A 17,336-nucleotide genomic window follows, 5' to 3' on the forward strand; every position below is an offset into this window, starting at 1 on the left:
ACTTGCGCGGAAGCCGTCGTCCTGGCTCGATGCCGGACTGCGGGTAACGTTGCCGGGCTTGCGGAGTGCCGGGGAGTGTGCCTCGGCGGCGTTCGTGGCCCCAGGACTGTGGGATCGCCGAGACCGCCCTGGTCCAGACATGTCAATGCCGTTCGTTGTCGACGTTGCTGCACAGGCGGTCAGCGTCGAACCCCAGCCGGGTCTTACCACATCGAGGGAGAGTTTCCGTCGCGGGCGTTGAACAGCCTCGGCTCCTTCGCGAGCGAGATCATCAAGACGGACTTGACGTTCACGAGGACCTCGCGGGCACGTTCGCTCCGTGGAGGGACAATTTCCGTGATGGCCTCCTGTGGAGGCAGCGGCTCGGACGCGTCAGGAGGGCAGGGACCCACGCAGCTAGCCCACTGCCGCTTTCCCGCTGCCGACGTTACGAGCTTCCTCGCTTGCGATGGCGTGGCCCTCAAGCAGCAGAAGGAACCGAGCGACTCCCCCTCCCCCAGGGGAAGCCCGCCCGGTTCACAGACCGCAGTCGACGGGGCTCACACCAGGTCGAACGTGTCCGGGTCCGGGCCCGTGCGGAGGCCGCGGTCGAGGGCCGACAGCGCGGCCATGTCGTCGTCGGTGAGGGTGAAGCCGAAGACGTCGAGGTTTTCCGCGACGCGCGAGGGGGTGACGGATTTCGGGATCACGACGTTGCCCAGCTGCAGGTGCCAGCGCAGCACCACCTGGGCGGGCGTGCGCCCGTGCTTTGTGGCCACGTCGGCGACGATCGACTCGCCGAGCAGGTCGCCGCCCTTGGCGAGGGGGCTCCAGGCCTCGGTGGCGATGCCGTGCTCGGCGTCGAAGGCACGGACCTCGGACTGGACGAGGTAGGGGTGCAGCTCGATCTGGTTCACGGCCGGGACCACGGTGCCCTCGTCGAACACGCGGCGCAGGTGGGCCGGCTGGAAGTTGGACACGCCGATGGCGCGGACGCGGCCGTCGGCGTACAGCTTCTCCAGCGCCTTCCACGACGCGACGTACTTGTCGCGTGCGGGCAGTGGCCAGTGGATGAGGTAGAGGTCGAGCTGCTCGAGCCCGAGGGCGGCGACGCTCGCGTCGAAGGCGCGCAGGGCCTGGTCGTAGCCCTGATCACTGTTCCACAGCTTGGTCGTGATGAACAGCTCGTCGCGGGCGATACCGGAGTCGGCGAGGGCCTCGCCGACCGCGGCTTCGTTGCCGTAGGCGGTCGCGGTGTCGATGCTGCGGTAGCCGGCGTCCAGCGCGGTCTTCACGGCCGCCTTGGTCTCGGCCGGCGGCACCTGGAACACGCCGAAGCCGAGTTGCGGCATCTCGACACCGTTGTTCAACTTCAGTACGGGAACGCTGGTCAACTCACAAACCCTTCTGTACGAACGAAAAACTCACGCAGCGATCATGCACGATGCTGCGTATTCGTTCGTCGAGCCATTTCGTACCACGTACCTACCGAGCGCGGCGGGCGCGACCCGGTGGTTCGTGCTGGTGGCGCTGCAGTCGCCACCAGCACGAGCCTGCCCACGTGGACGATTCTCCCAAGCCGCCGGGATCGCCGTGGTTCTCCTTGGCGGCGAAAGTTACTTCTGGAGGAAGGACTGCAGCAAGGCCGTCACTTCCTCCGGCCTCTCCTGCGTCACGAAGTGGCCCGAACCCTTCAGGACATGTCCCTCGACGTTCGAAGCGTACGCGCTCCACTGGTCGGCGATGAGTGAACCGAAGGAACGCTCACCACCGATCGCGAGGATGGGCATCTTCAGCTTGCCCTGAGCCAGGAATTCCTTGTTCTGCTGAACATCTGTGCGGAATCCACGGTAGATACTCAAATTGGCCGTCAGGCGGCCGGGCTGCTTCAGGAAGTGGGCGTAGTAGTTGAAGTCCGACTCCGTGAACGGCGACTTGTCGCCCGCCACGTACTCCAGCATCAAGTCGTGGACGAGGTCGCGCTCGTGACCGGCGATCAGCTTTTCCGCGAGGGGCAACTGGAAAAAGCCGAAGTGCCACGCCGTGGGCTGGGCTGGGTCGGCGTTGAGCACGGGGAAGTGGTAAAAGCTCTCATCCGGAATGGGGGCTTCCATCACGGCCATGCTCCGCACTTCCGACCGGAATTGCGCCCCGTAGGCGTAGGCGACCACCTCACCGAGATCGTGGGCGATGACCTGGACGCCGTTGTTGAGCTTGAGCTGCGTCAGCAGCTGATGCACGTCCCTCGCCAACTGCGCTGCATCGTAACCACTCTTGGTGATCCCGGACTCCCCGGCACCACGCATGTCGACGGCGATCACGGTGTGGTTCTTGGCGAGCGGAACCATCTGCTGCCGCCACTCGGACCAATCCTCGGGGAACCCGTGGATCATTACCAAAGGCGAACCTTTGCCACCCACCACGTAGTGCATGCGGAAGCCGTTCACTTCCTCATACTTGGACTGAAAACCAGCAGGCGGTTGAGATTGCGGGTAAGGCGATAGTGACTGTGCCGCCACGGTGGCATGCTCGTCGTTGCCACCTCGTGCTGCGGAGCTCGAAGTAGCGGAAATCACGAGGAGGATGGCTGCCAAAGCCGCAATGAACGCGAAAGGTCTGTTGACCTTTCCTATTTTGATGCCCATCATTCTCCTGCTTGGAGTCGGTACTCGTTACGCGTCACCAGACGCACAGGACAGTGAAGCGACCCAGCCGGCCATGCACTGTCGCGCAAGGGATCGGCCGGATGGAGGACCTGCAGTCGGAGCATGCTCCCCTCTCCCGTTGGTTCACCTGAAGGCTGGAGCCGGTCGCCAGCCGATACCCCACTTCAACCCGATCGAGCTACGAGACTTCAACCCGATCGAGTTCTGACCCGGTGGATCGCTTCAGAGAGTGAGCGCCTGGCGCGCGCAACTTCTTACCCTCCAAACCTCTGGGTGGCCGAACCGGCCCGCCTCGGCCACCGCGCGTGGCCCAGACCGTCACCCCGGGGCCCCGACAGTCGTACGTGACGTTCGGGCCCGGTGCCGGCGTACCGCGCCCCGCTGGAGACAAGCGGACGATCATCTGCGCGAGCCCATCATGACCAAGCCGTCCGCCACGCCGCCACGCCGCCACTGTGGAGTTGCGCCCCACGACTACGACCTCGCGTCCTGCCGAGGCCGAATGGGTAAGCCGCGAGCTAACTGAATGACAATCATCTGCCAGCCTGGGCAACGGCCGTCCAGAGCGGTGAGTTGTCACAACCCGCGCGAAACACCCAATGGCGGACGCGGCATATGCGACATTCGCGATCTAGAGATTGGTTCCACCTGACCGCGCCAACGGTATGCAGCGGGAAGCTCTGACACACCCGCAGGCCTTGCGGTAGCCGCTCGCACACACCGAGCCTGCGCGACTCGTCGACCAGGCCGGGCACATGACCGAGCTGCCTGCCGAGCCTTTCGATGTCCTGCTCAAGGCTGCGTGATTCGCGACCCGGAGACCTACCGCCGCCAGGCCCGCCGGCGGTGTCGGGTCGATCGCCGTGCAGCTGGCCCGACAAGCCGGCGCACACGTGATAGGCACGGGCCGCAACGCGGACCGGGATCGGGCGCTGAAGCTCGGCGCCGACACGTTTCTCGAGCTGCGTTCCGAACGGCTCGAACGCGTCGGTGAGGTCGACGTGATCGGCGACGAGGTCCTCGCCAAGTGAGTGCGCAGCGGACGCCTTCGACCGATCATCGGCACTGTAGTCACTTGATGAGACACGCGCCGCGTTCGCCTCGGGCGTGCGCACCTCCCGGCGAGACGATTATCCGAGTCACCGAAGACCCGGCGCCCGCCGGTTCGGGGAAGTCGTCGCCGAAGCGCGCCGCCGACCACTCACCGCGCTTGGCGGTGTGCGGTGGAGACGGTGACCTCGGCGATGAGCCGCGACAGGGGCTCTCCAGCACGACGTCGACACCCTCGGCGGAGCGACGGCCCGTACGCGCGCCGAGATCACGGCACATCACTGACCTACGCCACATCGTAAAAGTCGCTTTTTTAGACCGAGCACGTATGCGCAGAGGAACGCCTGACGGTGCCGGTGCGGCGCCACGACCGCGCCGGGCGGGAAGTCGACGATCGCCGAGGTGAACGTCCGGCCCTGGACATCCGGCAGCGGCTGTCGGATCAGGTGTTCGGCGGGAGGCCGTGGCTCCTACCGGCACCGAGAACGCCAGGCACTTGCGGTGATCCGCGATCAGACCGTGCGTACAGGCCGCCCACCGGCGACGCACCGCATCGCCCGCCTGGGCGGAACCGTTCACGAACTTGCGCGAGCAGGTTGACAAGCGTAGGCAACAGGGGAATCCGACCGTAAGTGGAGGTGTCGGATGGGGTTGGGCCAAGGCCCGCCAGTCGGGGCCGAAGTTCTGCATGAGAGCGCGCGCACGCGGGTGACGCGGGTGTACCTGCCAGGGGGCACCGTCGTGCGCAAGGAGCCGCTCGGACCCGACCGGCAGCAGCGGTTGCGGCACGAGGTGACGATCCTGGAGCGGCTGCGCGGTGCCGACGGAGTCGCGCAGCTGGTGGACGCGCCAGGCGAGCCGGGTTCGATCATGGTTGCCGACGCCGGTGGGGCCACCCTGGCCGAGTCGGCCAAACCGCTGGCCGTGGACGAACTCATCCGGCTGGGCATCAAGCTGGCTGAGGCGGTGGCGGGTATGCACCGCCGCGGAGTACTGCATCGGGACATCACTCCGGCCAACATCGTGGTGTCCCGCGACGGTGTTCCTTGCCTGGTGGACTTTGCGTTGGCGATGTCGTTGGCCGAGATCCGTCCCGAGTTCACCCATCACAGCGAGATCGTCGGGTCGCTGGCCTATCTCGCCCCGGAGCAGACCGGGCGCACCGGCCGGTCGGTGGATCAGCGGGCTGACCTGTACTCCTTGGGCGCGACGCTGTACGAGCTGGGGACGGGCGCGCCCCCGTTCGGCTCCGGCGACCCGCTGCGCCTCACTCATGATCACCTGGCCCGGGTGCCGGTGGCGCCTGCCGAGGTGAACCCGGCCGTGCCGGGAGCGCTGTCCGAGATCGTCATGCACCTGCTGGAGAAGGAACCCGACCACCGCTACCAGACCGCGGAGGGTCTCGCCCACGACCTGGCACAGGTGCGTGACGCCCAGGCAGGTCGGGTGCCGGCCCGGGTCCACGTCGGCGAGCACGATTTTCCGCCGCGACTGCTGCCGCCTTCGCACCTGGTGGGCCGTGAGGCCGAGGTGGCGGCGCTGGAGGCGGCGTTCGAGGAGGCGCTGACGGGCCGGTGCCGGGGGGTGCTGGTCAGTGGCGCGCCCGGGGTGGGAAAGACGGTGCTGGTGGACCAGCTGCGGCCGGCGGTGACGAGCCGGGACGGCTGGTTCGTGGCCGGCAAGTTCGACCAGTACCGGCAGGATCTGGAGTTCAGCGCGGCTGTCCAGGCGTTCCGCGCGCTGGGCCGGTTGTTGCTGGCCGAGCCGGAGGACCAGTTGGCCGAGGTCCGCGAACGGATCGTCGAGACGGTCGGGCCGAACGCAGGCCTGTTGACCGCTGTGGTGCCGGAGTTCGCCGCGCTGCTGGGTGCGCCACCGGACGCGGGGGATCCGCTGACCGCGCAGGCGCGGACGCAGCAAACCGGTGTGCAGGTGCTGCGGGCAGTGGCCTCGCGGAAACGGCCGGTGGTGGTGTTCCTCGACGATCTCCAGTGGGGTGGGCGCACGCCACTCGGCTTCGTCGATCTCCTGCTGTCCGAGGATCCGGTCGAGGGCCTGTTACTGGTGGGCGCCTACCGCAACGGAGAAGTGGATGCGGCCCATCCGCTGACCGGGCTGCTGTCCCGATGGCGCGAGCAGGCCGGCGTGCGCCGGGTGGGGCTGGACAACTTGACGGTCCCGAGTCTGGTCACCATGGTGGCGGAGATGCTGCACGCGGAGCGGCCGGCGGCGGCCGGCCTGGTCGACGTGATCAACGAACGCACGTCCGGCAATCCGTACGAGACGGTCGAGTTGCTCAACGCGCTACGCCACGACGGGATGCTGACCGCGACAGCCACCGGGTGGCAGTGGAACAACACGGTCGCGCGGGATCACCTGGGTCAGTCCGACGTCGCCCGCCTCTTGTCGGCCCGCGTCGGCGCGATGCCGGCGCCGTCCCGCGCGCTGGTCGAGGCTATGGCGTGTTTGGGCGGGCGTGCCGAGACAAGCCTGCTGCAGACCGCCACCGCCGCATCGGCAGGTCTGGTGGAGCAGCGACTGACCCACGCCCTCGACGACGGCCTCCTCGTGGTCGAGCCCGGGTCGCCTGAGCGCGTGCGGTTTCGCCACGACCGCATCCGTGAGGTCATCCTGGACGGGCTGGCGCCGCGGCAGCGACGCACCGTGCAACTGGCCATGGCACGGCGCCTGTCCGGAGTGCCGGAGCTGTTCGCGGTGGCCGCCGAGCAGTACCTGCCGGTAATCGACGCCGTCACTGACGCGGCCGAGCGACAGCGCGTGGTGGGACTGCTGCGGCGCGCCACCGACCAAACATTGCTGACCGGCGACCACGCGCTGGCGAACGCGCTGCTTGCCGCCGCACTACGGCTGATCGATCCGGGCGAGATCACCACGCTGGTCGAGTTACACACCGCCCGCCACACCGCCCTCTTCAGCCTCGGGCGGCTGGAGGAGGCAGACGAGGAGTACCGCACGATCGAGCGGCTGTGCACCACCGCGTTGGACCGCGCGGACGCGAGAGCGGTCCAGCTTCGCAGCCTCGCCCACCGCAACCGATACGCGGAGGCGATCAGCCTCGGGCTGGACTCGCTGCGCGAACTCGGGGTCACCGTGCCGGCAGCGGACAAGCTCCCGGCCGAACTGGACCGGCAGTTCACCTATCTGCACCGGTGGCTGGAGCACACCGAGGCCGCCGACGACCTGTCCCGATCGGAGCTCACCGACCCAGCACTCCTCGCCGCGGCCCGCGTGATCACGGCGCTGCTACCAGCGGCCTACCACGCTGCTGACCTCGCGTCGTACGGCTGGCTGAGCCTCGAGGCGGTGCGGATCTGGCTTGAGCACGGCCCCGCCACGATCCTGCTCGGCCCGGCCGGCACCGGCGCCTTCGCCGCGGCGGTGCTGCGCTCCGACAACGCCACCGGGTACCGGGCAGTGCGGCGAGTCCTCACACTCGCCGAGGCCAGCGGCCGCGAGCCCGACACCTCGCAGGTGCGCCACCGGTTCGCTCTCGTGGCCTGCTGGTTCGAGCCGATCGAGAATGGTGTCCAAGCAGCTCAGCAGGCTCGCGATGGTTTGATCGCCGGGGGCGATCTGACGCTCGCCGGCCAAACCTACGGCCCGACCGGGTACTACCTGCTGGACTGCGCGCCGACACTCGACGCCTACGCCGAGGACGTGGAGGCGGGGCTGGCCTTTGCGCATCGAACCGGCAACGAACAGGCCGTCCAGTGGCTCGACAGCTACCAACGGCTGGCACGTGTGCTGCGCGGCGAGGTGTCCGGCGCGGCCGGTTCGTTGATCCCCGACCGGTACGCCGACCCTCCCCAGGCGCTTCTCCACGCACACCTCAACGGCACGATCGCCGCCGCCATCCTGGGCGACCAGGCCGATCTGGAGCGGCACACCGCGGCGGCGATGCCGCTGCTGCCGTCCGCCCACGGCATCTATCCGATCGCCGTGGCCCGTCTCCTGCGCGGGCTTGCCCTCGCCGCACGGGTGCGCGCCGTCGACGGTACCGAGCGCGATGGACTGCTGTCCGAATTGGACGAGGTGACGCGGTGGCTGGCCGCCCGCGCCGCGGACGCACCGGACAACTTTCTTCACCTGCTGCGGCTGCTCGAGGCCGAGCGGGCCTGGGCGCAGGCCGACTTCCGCGCCGCCGTCGGGGCCTTCGACGCCGCCTGCCTCGAAGCCGCACGGCGTCAGCGCCCCTGGCACCGGGCCCTCATCGCCGAACGCGCGGCCCGCTTCCACCTCCACCACGGCGACGAACATGCCGGCTACGGGCTGCTCGCCCAGGCCCGGCTGCAGTACGCCGCGTGGGGGGCGACCGCCAAGGTCGCCCAGCTGGACTGGGCCTACCCCACCCTGCGGCCGCCTGCCGACGCGACAGAGGGGCCCGCTGATCTTCTGAGCCAGCCGGCCACGGTCACGACGGGAACACTCGACCTTCTCGGCATTCTGTCCGCGTCGCAGGCGCTGAGCTCCGAGACCACCATCGAACGCCTGCACGCCCGTGTGGTCGAGGTGCTCAGCGCGATGACCGGCGCCACCGCCGTAAACTTGCTGCTGCGGAGCGAGATCCACCAGGAATGGCGGCTACCGACTCCAGGGCGCGACTCCGGCACCGCTCCGATCACCGGCACCGGGCACGAACAGCCGGTTCCCATGTCGGTGCTGCGCTACGTCCGGCGCACCGTCGAACCGCTGGTCGTGGACGACGCCACCCGTGACGATCGCTTCGCCCGCGACCCCTACTTCGCCGACGTCGGCTGCTGCTCGCTGCTCGCTCTCCCAGTCGTCAGCCGCGGCAACCTGCGGGCGGTGTTGCTGCTGGAGAACCGGCTCATCCGGTCCGCGTTCACCGCCGCCCGGCTGGATGCCGTGAAGCTCATCGCCGGCCAGCTGGCCGTCTCCCTGGACAACGCCCAGCTCTACTCCGAGCTGACCTCCTCGCGCGCACGGATCGTCGCCACCGCCGACCAAACCCGCCGACGCATCGAGCGGGACCTGCATGACGGCGCCCAGCAGCGATTGGTCTTCCTGGCCCTCCGGGCCCAAGAGGCCAAGGCAGTGGCGCCGCCCGAGGCCGGCAACCTGGCCGCGCAGCTGGACGACCTCACCGCCGAGGCGAACAGCGCACTCGACGAGCTGCGCGAACTCTCCCACGGCATCCACCCCGCGATCCTCACCGACGGCGGAATACACCCCGCACTCAAATCACTGGCCCGCCGCTGCACCGTCCCGGTCGAGCTCACCGTGCAGGCCGGCCAGCGGCTCCCTGAGCAGACTGAGATCACCGCCTACTACATCGTGGCCGAAGCACTGACCAATTCAGCCAAACACGCCCAGGCATCGGTCGTCACCGTCGACGTCGAAGCCGACGACGCGATCCTGCGAGTCCGCGTCCGCGACGACGGCCGCGGCGGCGCCGACCTCGCCGGCGGATCCGGCCTGGTCGGGCTGAAGGACCGGGCCGAGGCGCTCGGCGGCCGCCTCTCCGTGCAGACCTCCCCCGGCGCAGGCACCACCGTGCAAGCCGAACTCCCGCTGAACCGCGACCCTTGCTAACAGGTCGAGCGGTCGCCGCAGCAGACCGCGTTGCCGCTGTTCCTCAGCGCGGCGACGCCGCCCGGGCAACCGTGTGAGCTGCAGATCTATTTGATCACACTCGAGATCGGCATTCCATGGGTGTGGGGGCGGCTGCAACTGAGGGCGGCCACGGACTCGCAGCGGCGGCTGGTGGCCAGTGTTGCGCGTCGGGCGCGATGGTGCCGATCGAGGACCGGCCGGTGCGCGCTCTGCCGCCCTGGACCGAACCCCTCGCCCGCGCTGGCGCGAGATCAAGGACACCCGTCGACAAGCAGGCGCCTGGACCGCGAGAATCAAAGGGACTACAAGGACCACAAATTCACAGGGTCGAACTGGGCACGTTCATGCGTAATCGAGGGCAGTGCAGCCCCTGAACTGGACGTTGTAGTCCGGACATATGGCTAGAGTTCCTGGTGAGCCTTCGGCTACGGCCGAATTGCCATCCGATGTCACCGCCACCGACATGGACATCAGATGATCAAGAACCCACAGGAGTTTGAATGAAGATCGGTATCGGCCTGCCCAACCAGGTGCGGAATGTCAATCCCGCCGTGATTCCCGCCTGGGCTGCTCGGGCCGAGCAGGCCGGTTTCTCGACGCTGGGCACCTTCGGCCGGATCGCCTACCCGGGTGTCATGGACACGGTCGCCTTGGCAACGGCTGCGGGGGCGACGAGGACCGTCGGTCTGCTCAGTGCGGTACTGCTCGGCCCGGTATGGCCCGCGACCCTGCTGGCCAAGGAGATCGCGAGCATCGACGGTGTGTCCGGCGGTCGCCTTACCGTCGGCGTCGGCGTCGGCTTGCGCGAGGACGACTTTGTCGCGGATGGCTTCGGCGCGCGGGGACGCGGTAGGCGGTTCGATCGGGATCTGGAGATCTACCGCGACGTGTGGCGCGGGGCGAACGTGGGCGGCGACCTCAACCCGGCCGTTCCGCAGGGCACCCGCGAAGTGCCGCTGATGTTCGGTGCCGCTTCGCCGGTCGCCCTCGAGCGAATGGCACGCTGGGGCGAGGGTTACATCGGTCCGGCCGTGCCTGCGTCGATGGTCGCGCAGCCGTTCGAGGCCGCCCGCGCTGCCTGGCGGGATGCGGGCCGCGAGGGCTCGCCGCGACTGGTCGGCCTCGCGTATTTCACGCTTGGCGACACCGAACTGGGCCGCGCGAACATCGACGACTACTACTCGGTCACACCCGAGTACGCAGGCCTCGTGGTGAGCGGGACCGCCACCACCGCTGACACAGTGCGGGAAGCCGCCAAGCAGTACGACGAGCTGGGCGCCGACGAGGTGATCTTCATCCCGGGCACGGACGAGTTGGCCGAGCTGGCCCGGCTCGCCGACATCGTCTTCTGATCCGCACTACCTCGAGGTCAACGGAGTTCGGCATCTCGTGGTTCCCTGGTCGTTGACCTACAACGAAATTCAGGGAACCCGTTCACCGAGCCTCACCAGGCGGGCTGAAGGCCGATGGACATCATCTTGGGACGGCCCGGTGAGCCCTCTGGCCACAGTTCGTCGAACCGGAGCTTCAGGTCGTCGAGAAACAGTTCGATCCAGCAGGGGGCGACGCTGGGCCAGGTGGACTCAGTTCCAGCGGGTGAATCCGGGGAGCAACCCGAGGGCCGGGACTACCGCTGTCGTGCACACCGTCATGGAAACGACGTTGCCCACGAACGGGTGGACCCCATCCGGCAGCTTTCGTGATACATACGCAGCGAGGGGCGGGGCGAGGATCGCACCTGGGACTGCGCCGCCCACGATCGCCTGCACGGTGGGGCCGTAGGCGAGCACCACGGCCGGCGCGACGGAGACCAGGGGAACGAAAGTCGGGTACCAGCCGTGGCGTACCCACTGCCGACGGTGGATCAGGACGCCGAGCGTGGAGGTCAGGACCTGCGCGGTGAGCAGTGCCGGGAGCAGCGGGTCGCCGTGCACCGGGGTCAGCGGGTTCAGCAAGTACGTCACAAGCGTACCGATGAGCAGCCCGGCCGAGGCGATTTCGTTGCCGTGGAACGGTGCTTCGGTGAAGTCGGCCAGCACGCGGCGCACGACCCACGCGGGTTCCTGGCACGGCGAATCGACAGGAGCGGGAGTGGCTGCCCGCGGCCGGGGGAACCACGGGAGCACCCGGCAAAGGGCGAACGCGGGCAGTGCACTGAGCCACATTGCGCCGGCGGTGCCGATCGATGTCGGCAGCCCCAGTGGGTAGCACCCGAACTGCACCAGTCCGATCGCGATCGGCGTCGTCAGCATGGCGCCGAGGACCGCACCGGTGAGGGCCACCTGCCAGTGTGGCCCGTAGGTCAGCACGACCGCAGGCGGGACCGACACGAACGCGACGAACGTCGGCTGCCACACGCCCGTCGCTGGGATCGTCCAGCCCCACGCGAGGTTCGACAGCAGCAGCCCGAGCAGTGCCGATCCGGTGAGCCACGGCCACAGCCCGGTGCCGGCGGCGATCGGGAATCCGGCCCAGCGGCGGCGCCGGTTTGCCGCCACGTGGGCGATCCAGCCGCCGGCGAGCAGACCGAACCCACCGAGATCGGTTTTGAAGGACTGCGCCTCGGTCGTGTCGCCGAGGCACCAGCGCAGGAATTGCGGAATCCCAGCGTACGCCCGCTCCTGCCACGTGTCGTAGCCCGGCAGCACGTGCGGCAGCGAACCGCTGGCCTCGGCGAGCACGAAGGCGAGGCCGGCGGTGACGGCCACGAGGGCACCACCGGCGAGCCAGCGGCCGAGAGCGCGCCTCGCGGCGAGCTGCGTGGTCATGTCGGCGCCCCTCAGCACGGGTAGACCTGGCCGCCGCGAGCTGATCGTAAAGGTCGAAACGGCTGGTGCCGCCGAACGGCCGCCGTGGGCTGCCGAACCGAGAAACTGTTGGTCCACCTCACCGATCGGTCCGACTCGAGATCCGAAGTGGACACCTTCTCCTGCCTCTGAACAACGGGTGGACGCCGCGGCAGATGGTGATCTCCGCGGCCGGAGGCAACCCTGCCTCGAACCAGACCGACCCGGGTGAGGTCAGCCGAACGCACTGGGGTGTTCAGCTTGCCGGAGTGCTGAACTGTGGTGCAGATCAAGAACTGACCAAGAACCCACAGATCCTGACATCAGGTCGGCACCGGGAGCCAAGGATGAAACGCTTCAGGACGACCCGGCGCTTCGGAACTGGGCGTAGGTTCGACGATTGCGAGGTCACGACAGTGCCCAGCTCGAGGAAAGTGGTGTTCGTCGTCTTCGAAGGGGTGAAAAGCCTGGACGTGGCGGGGCCGGCCGAGGTCTTCGCCGAAGCGAACCTCTTCGGAGCGCACTACTCGTTGTGCTATGTGTCGCCCTCCGGTGAAGCCGTTGCCACCTCGACCGGTTTGACCATGCCTGTCAATGGTCCCGCGGCGAGCGTGTCGCGCGCGGACACAGTCGTGGTCTGCGGCGGCGATGTCCTCGTCGGCGCCCCCATTGAGCCTGATCTCGTGGCTGCCATCCGGTTGCTTCGCGAGCGCACGCGCCGTCTCGTTTCCATCTGCACGGGCTCATTCGCACTGGCGACCGCGGGCGCGTTGTCCGGGCATCGGGCAACTACCCATTGGCGACATGCGGAGCTTTTTGCTCGCGCTTTCCCGGAAGTCGACGTCCTGCCGGACGCTCTCTTCGTCGAAGACCGGGACGTGTTCACGTCGGCGGGCGTGTCGGCCGGTATCGACCTTGCACTGGCGTTGGTCGAGGCCGACAACGGCCCCGACATCGCGCGCGCCGTTGCCCGGAGTCTCGTCGTGTTCATGCAACGCCCGGGCGGCCAGTCGCAGTTCTCCGCCCCCCTGGAAATCAGGCCCGCACGGACGCCGACGCTGCGAGAGGTTGTCGATCTCATTTCCGCAGAGCCTGGTTTGGATCACAGTGCCAGCCGTCTCGCCGGGCGGGTCGGGGTGAGTCAGCGTCACCTCATACGGCTCTTCCAGACGGAGTTCGGCCTGACGCCTGCACGGTACGTCGAGAAGGTGCGAATTGACCACGCCAAGTCGCTGCTGGACTCAGGACATAACGTCGAAGAGGCGGCAGCGGGCGCGGGTTTCGGGAGTCCGGAATCAATGCGCCGAACCTTTGTGGCCCGGTTAGGGGTATCGCCGAGTCAGTATCGCGACCGGTTCAAGAGTGCTACACCGCGTACCAGGTCGTAGAAGCCTGGCTCGCCTGCCCCTATCTGCGGGAAGAAAGTCCAGGTTTCTCGCTTCAGCGGGTCGGTATCCTTCGAAAGACTGGGGAAAGTTCAGCCGAGGCGACCATTCGGAGACGCGATGTCCGAAGTAATCGCAGGAATTACCATCCCCGACACCGTCATGGTGCGGGAAGCAACCACCCTTGTGCGGGACGCCACCGACGAAAACCTCTACAACCACTCACGCCGGGCCTTTCCGTGGGGATCACTCAAAGCCGCCGCGCGGGGAATCGAGGCCGACCCTGAGCTGGCCTACTTCGGTGGAATGTTTCACGACCCACGTCCGCATACCGAAATAGGGACCAGCGGTTCGAAATCGATGGCGCCGACGTGGCCAAGCGCTTTCTTCTGGACCACGGGGGTGCCTGAAAGGACAGCAGAACAGGTATGACTCGGCATCGCTCTGCACACGACGCCGGAAATTCCCGCGAGGCTGAGTCCTGAGGTAGCGGTCGTCACGCTCCGCGTCGAGACTGATGTGCTCGGCTTGGATCTTCGCGAGATCACTGAAACCCAGCGTGCTGATGTCGTCGGAGCGCATCCCCGACCTGGCTTCAAGAACAAGATCCTGAAGGCCTTCTACCACGGGATGGCCGACCGGCCTGACACCACATTCGGCACCATGAATGACGATGTCTTGGCGCATTTCGACTCATCCTTCAAGCGGGGCGACTTCGTCGATATCATGAAGAACAACGCCTGGCCCGAGTGAGTGGTGCACACCTCACCGGTTCCGACAAAGGAAGCTTGATCCCCCTCGGCGCGATGAGGCGCGCGCCACACTGTAAGTCTGACACCCCTCGCGCCGGAGAGCAGGACGGTCCCATAGATGCCCGACGGTTCCCCGACGAAACGGCATACTGAGCAGCTGATCGGGTTCCTCGGAACGTTGACCCGAGCCGGGATTATGCCGTTGAGAAGTTCAGAGCCAATCGAATAACGTTGCTCAGTGGTTTCGGAACGAGCACCGACAGTCGGCTGTCGAGTACTTCTTCGGCGTTTCGACGCGCCAGTGCCGAAAGAGTTCGGTGGATGTCGTGCGACGGGTAAAGGGCATAGGCTTGATTAATCGCGCCGGGCGGCAGGTGCCACCTGCGGATGCCGGCAAGATCAGCCATGGCACCGCATTGGACGTAGTAGCCGATCGTGTCCGTGGACACCTCCAGGCCAGGTGTCGCGTGCGCGACCACGGCATCCGCGGCTTGGAGGGCTCTACGGCGCGGCGCGCCGGCGCGGTCGAAAACATCAAGGACGTTGTCCGCGGATCGACGGGTGAAATCCTCCCCCGGCACGCTGACCAGCATTCCCGAGTCGTGCAGAAGTGACGTCACGAACAGCAGTTCGGAGTCGACGCTGGTTTGGTCAACCTGGGACAATGCTGTTCCGAGCAGCCAAGTTCGATAGCCGTGGAAGAGCAGCGTGACGCCTTGGTTTTTGGCCATTTCGATGGCAGTACTCGCAACTTCCGTGTCTGGAACCGACGGAAACAAAGTTGTTGTCGATCGTGTCCCGTTCTTCGAACGGGTGACGATACCGCGGATCGTCTCCAGAATGAATCTTCTCATGCCAGTTCGGACGATTGAACGCTCGGCGCGGGTCAAGACGCCGTTCGTTTCGCAGACCCATTCGTAGCTGACCATCGCCGGCGACGGGGGCGCCGAGGTCGATCCACTTGCTGCGTCGCCGCTTGCGCACACGATGGCTCCAGAAGATGGAAGTGGGACAGGGATTGGCTGCTTCCAGTGTTGGTGATCATGAAGGTGTCGCCAAGGCCGTGAGTGACGAGTAGCCCACGGATTCGGACTTGCCCACCCAGGGTTGAAAATGCGGACAGCCGCTGTCCAGATCTGTGGGTTTGTCGTCCAGTTCTGTACTTCTGCACCGCACAGGGCACGAAGACGCTGGAGCTCGATCCACCTCGACGCCACCACTGGAGGCATTGCATCTTGACCCGCGAACTGTTCACCGACGAAGAACTCGCAGCGTTCAAGGCGGCTCAACGCCTCGCCTTCGACGCGACTCTCTCGATCGAAGCCCAATTGCACGAAGGAATCACCGAGCAGCAAGCGGCCGCGATGCTCGAGCACTGGCTGCGTGCGCGCGGCGTTTCTCACTTCTTCCACTACGGCTTCGTTTGGTTCGGTGATCGAACTCGGTTCCAGGACTTTCCGCCGCTTCCACATCGATTACGAGACCTGTTCGACAGCAAAATGGCTCATTTCAGTGGACATTACCGGCCGAGCGGCCGTCGGTTGAAGCGTGGTGATGCGGTAATCCTCGACATCGGCCCCATCTACCGGCGTGCAGCTGCGGATATCGGATATTCTTGCGCGTTCGGCGAGCCCACGGAAGAACATCATGAAACGAGAATGGCTCTTGCCCCCTATCGCCGAATGATTCTGGACATGGTTCGACATGGCGATGCTCAGGGCAGGATCGACAAGGAGATAGACGACTACACCAAAGATCACGGTTACCTCAACATTCACTCGATGTACCCCGGGTCTGCAATCGCCCATCGCGTTGGCCGAGTGCCCGGCCTGCGGTTGCCTACGTTCAACGTAAAGGGGTTCAGCCCGCAAACTGTCAGCTACCTGGCGAGCGATGTCGTCGGGTCGGCCCTGCGACTGGACGTTCGCTCCGCGCCCTTCTGGAAGCCCAGGTCCGACCGGCCGTGCGAGCCGGGACTGTGGGCGTTCGAGCCGCACATCGGCCGAGGCGACGCCGGCGCGAAATGGGGCGAGGTGCTCGTGGTGACCGAGGACACCGCCTACTGGCTCGACGACGACCTGCCGCATATCCGCTATTGGGCCGACCACGGCGTTGTTCAGGATGCGTCCTGAATGGTGACAGCTCACGGTCGATCAGCGCCTGCCCCGGGATGAGCCGTCACACCCGGAACGTCTGCCTCGTCTCCCTGGCGAGAAGGACGCGGGACGACGCGCGCAGGTGCGGTGGGCCGTGGGTAGGGCGTCCACCCGCGCCGGCACCTGTTGGCGATCGCCGTGGCCGAGCGGCTCTCGGCACGGGGCGTCGTCAACATCACCCGGATCGCCGGCCGGCTCCCGGTGCACGCCTCCTCATCCGGCCTGGTGCTGCTCGCGTTCGCGCTGGTCGATCAAACAGCACCTCGGTGCCGTCGCGCACACCGAGCCGCACGTGGTGCCCGACGATGTCGTGCAGGTCTTCGAGGAACGGCATCGCGGCTTCTCGGAGCGACAGCGTGGGTGATGCCCGGTGGCCAGTTCCCACATCCTGATGCCGATCTGCACGCGGCCGTCGGGAGTCCGGACCAGCAGGCCGTGCTCGACCAGCTCGGCGACCAGCCGTGACGTCGTGGCGACGTGCCGGCCGGCGCGGCGCGAAACGTCCGTGATCGTCAGCGCGCGATGCGCCACGGTGACGACGTCGACGATCCGCACGGTCCGCACAAGAACCGACTCACCCGTGCTGACACCAGGCATTGCTCCGGTCTCGCACGGAGAGAACGGCAGCAAGAACCACCGCCAGCACCCACGACACCGTGATCACCATGACCGGCACCCGATCGACGACCGTGCGCAGCGCCAGGGCTAACCGACGGAGGTTGTTCGACGGCCCGGACCCCGCGGGATTGTCCACCGGTATCGGTGCCGGATCGCGTGGCGGGATGCGCTGGAGTTGTTCGGTCCGTCGTGGACGACCCGGACCTGGCGCCGGCGGATGACGGGGACGGCAGGTGGGACACCGTGCCACAGCGGTCGCTCAAGTGGGCGGGTGTTGGTGGGCTCCCCCATCCCGAGCGGCCCCGCCTCGTGCGGCATCCGGGCGGGCAGTCGCGCGTTCGCGGTGTCG

General features: G+C 67.0%; 12 protein-coding genes. 7 read left to right on the top strand and 5 right to left on the bottom strand.

The window, feature by feature from the left end:
* Positions 1 to 539 precede the first annotated feature (539 nt).
* Complete coding sequence (locus I6J71_RS24730; protein WP_304503236.1) at positions 540 to 1,373, bottom strand: aldo/keto reductase; 834 nt, start codon at positions 1,371 to 1,373, stop codon at positions 540 to 542.
* Positions 1,374 to 1,595: 222 nt separating this feature from the next.
* Positions 1,596 to 2,627, bottom strand: coding sequence for an alpha/beta fold hydrolase (locus I6J71_RS24735; RefSeq protein ID WP_204089039.1), 1,032 nt, complete (start codon positions 2,625 to 2,627; stop codon positions 1,596 to 1,598).
* Positions 2,628 to 3,502: 875 nt separating this feature from the next.
* Between I6J71_RS24735 and I6J71_RS24740 the strand changes: the two genes are divergently transcribed.
* The 3 genes from I6J71_RS24740 to I6J71_RS24750 all read left to right on the top strand — a co-directional run bounded on the left by I6J71_RS24740 (position 3,503) and on the right by I6J71_RS24750 (position 10,642).
* Positions 3,503 to 3,676 (top strand): hypothetical protein, encoded by a 174-nt coding sequence (locus tag I6J71_RS24740; RefSeq protein ID WP_204097227.1) that lies wholly within the window; start codon positions 3,503 to 3,505, stop codon positions 3,674 to 3,676.
* Positions 3,677 to 4,412: 736 nt separating this feature from the next.
* The gene (locus I6J71_RS24745) at positions 4,413 to 9,269 is read left to right on the top strand and encodes an AAA family ATPase (protein ID WP_204089040.1); all 4,857 of its coding nucleotides are present in this window, start codon (positions 4,413 to 4,415) and stop codon (positions 9,267 to 9,269) included.
* 521 nt (positions 9,270 to 9,790) lie between these two features.
* Positions 9,791 to 10,642 (top strand): LLM class flavin-dependent oxidoreductase, encoded by an 852-nt coding sequence (locus tag I6J71_RS24750; RefSeq protein WP_204089041.1) that lies wholly within the window; start codon positions 9,791 to 9,793, stop codon positions 10,640 to 10,642.
* Between the two features lie 231 nt (positions 10,643 to 10,873).
* On the opposite strand, the gene I6J71_RS24755 is transcribed toward I6J71_RS24750, so the two are convergent.
* Positions 10,874 to 12,058: a hypothetical protein gene (locus I6J71_RS24755; RefSeq protein WP_204089042.1), complete on the bottom strand. Its 1,185-nt coding sequence runs from the start codon at positions 12,056 to 12,058 to the stop codon at positions 10,874 to 10,876.
* Between the two features lie 455 nt (positions 12,059 to 12,513).
* Here I6J71_RS24755 and I6J71_RS24760 point away from each other — a divergent pair, with 455 nt between their 5' ends.
* The 3 genes from I6J71_RS24760 to I6J71_RS48785 all read left to right on the top strand — a co-directional run bounded on the left by I6J71_RS24760 (position 12,514) and on the right by I6J71_RS48785 (position 14,214).
* Positions 12,514 to 13,464, top strand: a complete 951-nt coding sequence (locus I6J71_RS24760) for a GlxA family transcriptional regulator (RefSeq protein ID WP_370541967.1) — start codon at positions 12,514 to 12,516, stop codon at positions 13,462 to 13,464.
* Between the two features lie 117 nt (positions 13,465 to 13,581).
* A complete protein-coding gene (locus I6J71_RS48780; RefSeq protein WP_239153886.1) occupies positions 13,582 to 13,893 on the top strand; it encodes a hypothetical protein in 312 nt (103 codons plus the stop codon).
* Between the two features lie 96 nt (positions 13,894 to 13,989).
* The gene (locus I6J71_RS48785) at positions 13,990 to 14,214 is read left to right on the top strand and encodes a hypothetical protein (RefSeq protein ID WP_239153887.1); all 225 of its coding nucleotides are present in this window, start codon (positions 13,990 to 13,992) and stop codon (positions 14,212 to 14,214) included.
* A 193-nt stretch (positions 14,215 to 14,407) separates the two neighbouring features.
* Here I6J71_RS48785 and I6J71_RS24770 read toward each other — a convergent pair whose 3' ends face one another.
* The gene (locus I6J71_RS24770) at positions 14,408 to 15,142 is read right to left on the bottom strand and encodes a hypothetical protein (protein WP_204089043.1); all 735 of its coding nucleotides are present in this window, start codon (positions 15,140 to 15,142) and stop codon (positions 14,408 to 14,410) included.
* 306 nt (positions 15,143 to 15,448) lie between these two features.
* Here I6J71_RS24770 and I6J71_RS24775 point away from each other — a divergent pair, with 306 nt between their 5' ends.
* Entirely contained in the window at positions 15,449 to 16,345 is an 897-nt protein-coding gene (locus I6J71_RS24775) for a M24 family metallopeptidase (protein WP_204089044.1), read from the top strand.
* 237 nt (positions 16,346 to 16,582) lie between these two features.
* Here I6J71_RS24775 and I6J71_RS24780 read toward each other — a convergent pair whose 3' ends face one another.
* Positions 16,583 to 16,924 carry a helix-turn-helix domain-containing protein gene (locus tag I6J71_RS24780; RefSeq protein ID WP_370541968.1) on the bottom strand — a complete coding sequence of 114 codons (342 nt, stop codon included), beginning with the start codon at positions 16,922 to 16,924 and terminating at the stop codon, positions 16,583 to 16,585.
* Positions 16,925 to 17,336: the final 412 nt, after the last annotated feature.

The organism is Amycolatopsis sp. FDAARGOS 1241 (genome assembly GCF_016889705.1).
Classification (GTDB): Bacteria; Actinomycetota; Actinomycetes; order Mycobacteriales; family Pseudonocardiaceae; genus Amycolatopsis.

Coding starts and splice junctions, on each gene's coding strand:
- I6J71_RS24735 (WP_204089039.1), bottom strand. CDS start 2,627: ATGATGGGCATCAAAATAGGAAAGGTCAACAGACCTTTCGCGTTCATT.
- I6J71_RS24750 (WP_204089041.1), top strand. CDS start 9,791: ATGAAGATCGGTATCGGCCTGCCCAACCAGGTGCGGAATGTCAATCCC.
- I6J71_RS24755 (WP_204089042.1), bottom strand. CDS start 12,058: ATGACCACGCAGCTCGCCGCGAGGCGCGCTCTCGGCCGCTGGCTCGCC.
- I6J71_RS48780 (WP_239153886.1), top strand. CDS start 13,582: ATGTCCGAAGTAATCGCAGGAATTACCATCCCCGACACCGTCATGGTG.
- I6J71_RS24770 (WP_204089043.1), bottom strand. CDS start 15,142: ATGGTCAGCTACGAATGGGTCTGCGAAACGAACGGCGTCTTGACCCGC.